Source organism: Chroococcidiopsis cubana SAG 39.79 (genome assembly GCF_003991895.1).
GTDB lineage: Bacteria > Cyanobacteriota > Cyanobacteriia > Cyanobacteriales > Chroococcidiopsidaceae > Chroococcidiopsis > Chroococcidiopsis thermalis.
In genome coordinates this window covers 1-4,822 of record NZ_RSCK01000195.1, presented here as the reverse complement: position 1 = coordinate 4,822, position 4,822 = coordinate 1, and the positions used below count along the sequence as shown (strand labels likewise).

6 protein-coding genes are annotated in these 4,822 nt (G+C 47.1%); 5 read left to right on the top strand and 1 reads right to left on the bottom strand.

The window, feature by feature from the left end; all coding sequences use genetic code 11:
* Nucleotides 1-52: 52 nt before the first annotated feature.
* Nucleotides 53-193, bottom strand: a complete 141-nt coding sequence (locus tag DSM107010_RS39160; RefSeq protein WP_158631972.1) for a hypothetical protein — start codon at nt 191-193, stop codon at nt 53-55.
* A gap of 275 nt (nt 194-468) precedes the next feature.
* Here DSM107010_RS39160 and DSM107010_RS36785 point away from each other — a divergent pair, with 275 nt between their 5' ends.
* The 5 genes from DSM107010_RS36785 (at nt 469) to DSM107010_RS36765 (ending at nt 4,572) form a co-directional block, all read left to right on the top strand.
* Nucleotides 469-1,371 (top strand): helix-turn-helix domain-containing protein, encoded by a 903-nt coding sequence (locus tag DSM107010_RS36785; RefSeq protein ID WP_106169990.1) that lies wholly within the window; start codon nt 469-471, stop codon nt 1,369-1,371.
* A gap of 191 nt (nt 1,372-1,562) precedes the next feature.
* Nucleotides 1,563-2,099, top strand: coding sequence for a DsbA family protein (locus tag DSM107010_RS36780; protein ID WP_106169988.1), 537 nt, complete (start codon nt 1,563-1,565; stop codon nt 2,097-2,099).
* A 57-nt stretch (nt 2,100-2,156) separates the two neighbouring features.
* Complete coding sequence (locus DSM107010_RS36775; RefSeq protein ID WP_106169985.1) at nt 2,157-2,951, top strand: SDR family NAD(P)-dependent oxidoreductase; 795 nt, start codon at nt 2,157-2,159, stop codon at nt 2,949-2,951.
* Nucleotides 2,952-3,046: 95 nt separating this feature from the next.
* On the top strand, nt 3,047-3,793 hold the full coding sequence (locus DSM107010_RS36770; protein WP_106169982.1) for an SDR family oxidoreductase: 747 nt from the start codon (nt 3,047-3,049) through the stop codon (nt 3,791-3,793).
* A gap of 5 nt (nt 3,794-3,798) precedes the next feature.
* Nucleotides 3,799-4,572: an enoyl-CoA hydratase/isomerase family protein gene (locus DSM107010_RS36765; protein ID WP_106169979.1), complete on the top strand. Its 774-nt coding sequence runs from the start codon at nt 3,799-3,801 to the stop codon at nt 4,570-4,572.
* Nucleotides 4,573-4,822 lie beyond the last annotated feature (250 nt).

The following is a 4,822-nucleotide window of genomic DNA, read 5'->3' as shown; positions in this document are numbered from 1 at the left end:
GGTTTTAGAATTCATCAGGTGCCGCAGATAAATTTTCTCTAGTAGAATTATTTTAGCCTACCACTTTTTGCAACACTACCCTGCGTTTTGCCACGCTCTTGTCACTCAGTAGCATTGTAGTAACAGCAGGACTAACATCTTTCTCGGTTATCGGGCGATCGCCTGCTATCTCTTGTGCTTGGGATAATGCCACTGAATAATATTCCGGCTTCAGTTTGGCGTTTTTTTAGCAATTGGACAAAAACCAACGCTAAGCTTGTAATTCTTATTTACCAATCATTTGATTGCTACGTATAAAAGGCAAGAACTACCGAGGGGGTGCATAAGCGCGGTTGGAGAGTACAGCCTTAGTGTTTCAACAAACATCTGCCCTTGTCTAGATGGCAATCCTGTTGCACGCATTCAATCTTATTCTAGAAACGATCCTTCAGACTGAGAAATAAATCGAAATAAATCGAGGCAAGTGCTGTGACCGAAGCGAAATCTACAATCCCAGAACTTACTAGTGCCGTTGAGCTTTTCGAGGTTCTGCCTGAGCAACCAACCGTTTCGAGCCAGCCATATAACTGGATGGGCATTGTTGCCCAACAGTACCATCATCGCCCAAACAGTTTAATTTCACCCCAACTTCAGCAGCACTTAGTAACCTTAAACTTTGGTAGTCCTTACACGCTAACTCAACAGTTCAATGGGCGAACGCAGCAGGCACGAGTGGTTAAAGGCAACACGATCATCACGCCAGCAGGTCAGGCAACAGAATGGCATTGGCAAAACAACGTGAATGTTCTACACTTGCGACTGGAGCCGACCTTTGTAAATACCGTTGCCGAGCGAGTGCTGGGAATCGACCCGAATCACGTCGAACTCGTCCATCGCTTTAACGTGCCAGACCCGATGATCGAGCAGCTAGGGCGAGCGTTATTAATGGAACTATTATCCGAGCATCCGAGCGGACGGCTTTATGTTGACTCGCTCACCAACGTCTTGGTGGCGCATCTGCTCAAACATCATTCTGCCGCTCCACCTGTACAAGAACAGCCCACATTGGGATTACCTCCGTATAAACTGCAACAGGCAATTGATTACATTCAGAATCACCTAGAAACCGACATTACCCTAGCAGACATCGCAGTGCAAGTCGGCATGAGTCCCTATTATTTCGCACGCCAATTCAAGCAATCAACCGGAATCGCACCGCATCAATATCACACTCAGCAGCGCATCGAGCGTGCCAAGGCGTTGCTGAGTCAGGGTGATGAATCCATTGCAGACATTAGCTTCCGGTTAGGTTTTACGCATCAAAGCCACTTTACTACTCAGTTCCGTAAGCTGACGGGGACAACGCCAAGCGCTTTTCGTCGGTCGCTTTGAGCATCAAATCCAAACCATCAACGGTTGACGCTGATGAGTTTGGATTTGATGAGTAGCCGCCAAAGTTTTCGCAAGATTACAACAATTTTCGCAAATCGATGATAGAAGCTCGTGAACTCCTGGCATAGGCTTAGGAGTATGAGCAACGAAGAGACTTCTAGGCATTTAGGCAACCAGCGAGGTTAGTCAGTGTGTTATTGCTTCCCGTGCATCAGAACGATTACCAGCTTGGACCGATTGATGCACCTGTGCAGTTGGTTGAATATGGTGATTTCGCTTGTCGGCACTGTCGAGCCGTTTATCCGGTCATCAACCAAATTAAACACTGGCTGAGTATTCATCTCTGCTTTGTCTTTCGCCACTTTCCGATTTCGGACAATCATTTATGGGCATGGCAAGCGGCAGAACTCGCAGAAGCAGCCGGAGCGCAAGGGCAGTTTTGGCAGATGCATCGCTATCTGTTCGAGCACCCGTCAGAGTTATGTCTTGATACTTTGACAGTTACAAATCTAACTTCTTTAGGGCTTGACCCGCAGCAGTTAATACAGGACATCGGACAACACCGCTATCAACAGCAGGTGCAGGAAGACATCCTAAGTGGACTATGCAGCAACGTGCGTCAGACCCCAACGTTCTTTATTAACGGAGTGCAATACCAGGGAGTGTGTCGATTTGACGAATTGATGGAGACTATTGAGACAGCAGGCTTCGAGCAGGAACAACATTGATGACAGCGTTACGCCCGCAGCAGGAAAGGGTCGGTTATTTCGAATAGGAGGGTAGGGATGGATCTACAACTTGAAGGCAAGCGTGTTCTCGTGACTGGCAGCAGTACAGGAATCGGTGAGTGTATTGCTCAAGTACTGGCACGAGAGGGTGCGCTTGTTGCTGTACACGGTCGAGAGCAAGCGCGAACGAATAAAGTTGCTGAGGGAATCGTTGCCAAAGGTGGTAAAGCTTTTGCCGTCACTGGAGACTTGGCTACCGATGAAGGCGCACAACAAGTTGCTGACCTAGCAGTGACTGCGCTGAATGACGTGGATATTCTTATCAACAACGCGGGGATTTACAGCAATAGCGGGTGGATGGATACTACAGCAAAGGATTGGGCGCACATTTACAACGTCAATGTGGTTTCAATGGTGCGCTTAATTCGTCATCTCGTGCCGAGGATGAAAAAACTAGGCTGGGGGCGCATTATTCAGATTGCTAGTGGCGAGGCGATGCAGCCTTTTCCACAAATGCCTGATTATGCAGCGACGAAAGCGGTGAACGTCAATATGACGGTGAGCCTTGCTAAAGAGCTTGCTGGGACAGGGATCACAGTCAATACCATATCACCAGGAGTCATCGTTAATGACAACATCAAGAAATTTTTCTTGGATGCTGCCAAGCAGAGAGGATGGGGGACAGATTGGGTAGATATTGAAAAACATATGCTGTCAGAGTGGGTGGGCACTCTAGCAGGTCATTTAGGAAAGGTGGAGGATGTCGCTAACTTAGTGGCATTTGTGGTAAGTCCTCTTGCCGATTATATTAATGCAGCCAACTTTCGCGTGGACGGCGGAAGCTTTCTGTAGCCAAAACCTTGAATTTATAGAGTTTGTGAGCAACTTCTGCCAATAAGCAACCAGTAATCTTTGACACTGGCTGATTCACAAAGGAGAAACAATCGATGGCTGAAGGCAAATTGGCACAAAAGGTGGCGCTAGTAACTGGAGCCTCCTCTGGTATTGGTGAGGCAACAGCCATAGCTCTAGCTTCCACTGGAGCAAAGGTGGCGCTCGCAGCACGACGCACCCAGCGATTGAAGAAACTGGTAAAGCGCATTTCCGAGTCCGGTGGACAAGCAATGCCGATTGTTACTGACGTAGCTGATGAAACGCAAGTACGAGAAATGGTAAACAAGGCTGCTGGGTTGGGTAACATAGACATTTTGGTCAACAATGCGGGTGTTATGCTGCCCGCGCCTATCGAGCAAGCAAATACTGAAGATTGGCGGCGGATGATCGACATTAATGTGTTGGGCTTGATGTATGTTACTCAAGCTGTGCTGCCATTAATGAAGAAGCAGGGCGGCGGTCACATTGTTAACATATCTTCAACAGCCGGACGCGAGACACGATCGGGCTTTGCAGCTTACGATGTGACAAAATACGGCGTTGTAGCATTTTCTGATGCACTGCGAAAAGAGGTTCATAAGGACAACATCCGTGTAACGTGCATTGAACCAGGCGCAGTCTCAACTCAGTTAGTCGATCGCATTACCAACGTCGAAGCTAAGGCAGCCGCCGAGCAATACTTAGACATAATTACAATGCTCGAAGGCGAAGACATTGCTGCTGCTGTATTGTATGCAGTTACGCAACATCCGCGCGTTCAGGTCAACGAAATCTTGATTCGTCCTACTATGGAGGTTTAAAGAATATGACGAGTTTTCACGAATACAAGAATAAATATGAAAACTTGATGATGGAGCGCACCGACTCTGGCATTCTTACGGTCACAATGCATACGAATGGTGGTTCTCATATCCATACGGGCAAAGCTCATCGAGAATTTGCGGAAGCATTTGGTGAGATTGCCCGCGATCGCCAGAATGAGGTTGTTATCTTCACAGGTGCTGGCGATAGCTGGATCACCCACATTGACTTTTCTACTGTGGACGACATTACTAAACCTATTGGCTGGTATGCGATACTAACAGAAGCTCGCCAGTTACTCTACAATTTTCTTGACATCAGCGTTCCTGTAATCTCAGCCGTCAACGGTCCGGCTCCGATTCATGGTGAGTATGCTTTGATGGCGGATATTATCTTGGCTGCTGAGGATGCATATTTTCAAGACAACCAGCATCTATCAGTAGGTGGTGGAGTTGTGCCAGCAGACGGAGTGCAGATTCTTTATCCAGCTGCAATGGGTGACGTTCGGGGACATTACTTTCTCTTGACAATGCAAAAGCTTACAGCTCAAGAAGCGTTACAAATTGGTATGGTCAATGAGGTTCATCCACGCGAAAAACTGATTGCTAGAGCGGCGGAGTTAGCGGAGCAACTTCTTCGCCTTGACCCGTTTACCCGCCGCTACACCCGTCTAATGTTCACTAGAAAACTCAAGAGGAAAGTCATTGATGAGCTTCCTTTTGACATGGGTTTAGAGGGACTTTCTATAGTTTCATCAGTTCAATCCCAAAATATATAAGGAACGAGAGAGTGATAATTGAGCTGTAATTCGTAGATGAATACGCTTTAATATGCCGATCTGCTGAAGGCGAAAAGACACGCAAGCATTGTTAGGGTGACAGCGAAAGCGAGTGAATATTTAGTGCAATCGGTTGGAAGTAATTAAAGGAGAAGATCGTGAAGACTATCAGCCTAGTACTACAGTTGTAGATAGCTGAGCGATTGGGAAAGGCGACGTTTGTAATGATAAAACTTAGCAATCGCTTGAT

Excerpts from the sequence above, each read along its gene's own strand:
- DSM107010_RS36775 (WP_106169985.1), top strand. The coding sequence starts at position 2,157 with ATGGATCTACAACTTGAAGGCAAGCGTGTTCTCGTGACTGGCAGCAGT.
- DSM107010_RS36770 (WP_106169982.1), top strand. The coding sequence starts at position 3,047 with ATGGCTGAAGGCAAATTGGCACAAAAGGTGGCGCTAGTAACTGGAGCC.
- DSM107010_RS36765 (WP_106169979.1), top strand. The coding sequence starts at position 3,799 with ATGACGAGTTTTCACGAATACAAGAATAAATATGAAAACTTGATGATG.